Here is a 1,776-nt window from a genome sequence, read left to right on the forward strand (position 1 = left end):
GCCACTAAACCAGTAAAAGTCATGTTGAGTCCCACACTGACAAAGAAAACAGGTATAAATACAGCGTAACCAACGGGCTCGATTTGCCGGTCGATTTCTTTGCGGAAATCTGTTTGACCGATTGCTAAGCCTGCAAAAAAGGCACCGATCGCGCTACTTAAACCGACTTTTTCTGCCAAATACGCAGCACCCAAACACAAGATCAGGGCCATCACAGTCTCAGAAACTGGCACTAACCATTTGGCACCCAAAGACATTAACTGTGGGACACACCAGCGACTGATGACAAATAATAAAATGAAAAAGCCCACTTGTAATAGCAAACTCAAGCCAAGCGACATTTGATCGCCTGAATTTAATTTATTCCCAGCCAAACTAACTAAAACACTCAATACAATGATCGATAAAACATCATCGACTACGGCTGCTCCCAAGATCGTAGTTCCCTCTGGGGTATCCAACTGGCGCATATTTTTCAAAACTTCAACAGAGATCGAAACTGAGGTGGCAGCAAAAATCACACCCAAAAACATGTTTTCCATTTGATCCAAGCCAAAAAAGTGCCCAACCAAATAAGCCCCTACAATTGGAAAGATCATACCAGCAACTGCCACTAGCAAACTAGGAGCCAGATATTTTTTCAATAAGCCTAAATCACTTTCCAAACCACCAATAAACATTAAGATCACGACCCCGACCTCGGAGAAAATCTCAACAAAATTACCAGGATGGATCCAATTCAAAACTGCTGGTCCAACGATCACACCGATCAACAGCTGACCGATCACGGGCGGAAAATTTAAACGTGCACTAAAATGTCCCGCTATAGCTGTCGCCAATAAAATTAAACATAAACTACCAATTGCTTCCACATTCATCTATCCCTTCACAATTCATATCACACAAAAAAGCCCGCCTCCAAGCCATCCTAGCAACCCAAACTAGGACTCGATTCTTGAAAGCCGCGGCTCCAACCGAATTTATTTGATTAGATAATATTCTATCATTAGTCTCGTTGACAAACAATCACCAAACTACAGCTTTGACTTTTACCAACTTCTTAATTATGCTTAACTGGATAGAAGTTATTACTGGAGGCTTTAGGTATGCAGCAAAAAATTGCAGTGATCTCAGACAGCCATGGCAACGCAACCGCCTTGCAGGCAGCAGTTTCAGATGCTTTAAAACAAGGCGCCGACGAATTTTGGTCCTTAGGAGACATGGTCGTGGGCGGGGGAAATTCTGAGGAATGCATGCAAATTTTAGATCAGATCAATTTGACCCAAGTTTTATTAGGAAACTGGGAAGATAACTTTAACTTAGAATTAATTCAACCAAACTATGATATAAAGCATGATTCACTAGCGGTGTACTTCACTATGCTAGCTAAATACGATAGTGAACATTTAAGTCAAAAACACCAAGCAGCACTCAAAAAATTACCCATGACTGGACACAAAGAAGTTGGTCCATTAGTTTTTTCTTTAACACATAATTTACCTGATCAAAATCACGGACACACTCTTTACCCAGATCAAGCTCAGGTCAATTTTAACCAGCTAGCCTTAGATCAAGATATCGATGTGGCAATTTTTGCCCACATTCATAGCCCCTTGTGGCGCTACACCTCAAGCGGACAGATCATCTTGAATCCAGGATCCGTGGGACGTCCGTGGGATCCGCGAGCCAAACTATTGAAAAATCGCGCCGCTAGTTATGTCTTGTTGACAATCTCTGAAAATGGTCTCGATGACGTCGACTTTAGGCGCGCACCTT

Annotated in this window: 1 protein-coding gene and 1 pseudogene; one reads left to right on the forward strand and one right to left on the reverse strand. The window is 42.2% G+C overall.

Going from position 1 to position 1,776, the window contains the following annotated elements; all coding sequences use genetic code 11:
* A pseudogene (locus LACPOB_RS11670) lies at nucleotides 1-872 on the reverse strand (cation:proton antiporter); the annotation flags it as partial.
* Nucleotides 873-1,106: 234 nt separating this feature from the next.
* Between LACPOB_RS11670 and LACPOB_RS11675 the strand changes: the two are divergent.
* The coding region (locus LACPOB_RS11675; protein ID WP_051056366.1) for a metallophosphoesterase family protein at nucleotides 1,107-1,776 on the forward strand (670 nt) is incomplete at its 3' end.

The organism is Ligilactobacillus pobuzihii E100301 = KCTC 13174 (assembly GCF_000349725.1).
In the GTDB taxonomy this organism is placed as follows: Bacteria; Bacillota; Bacilli; order Lactobacillales; family Lactobacillaceae; genus Ligilactobacillus; species Ligilactobacillus pobuzihii.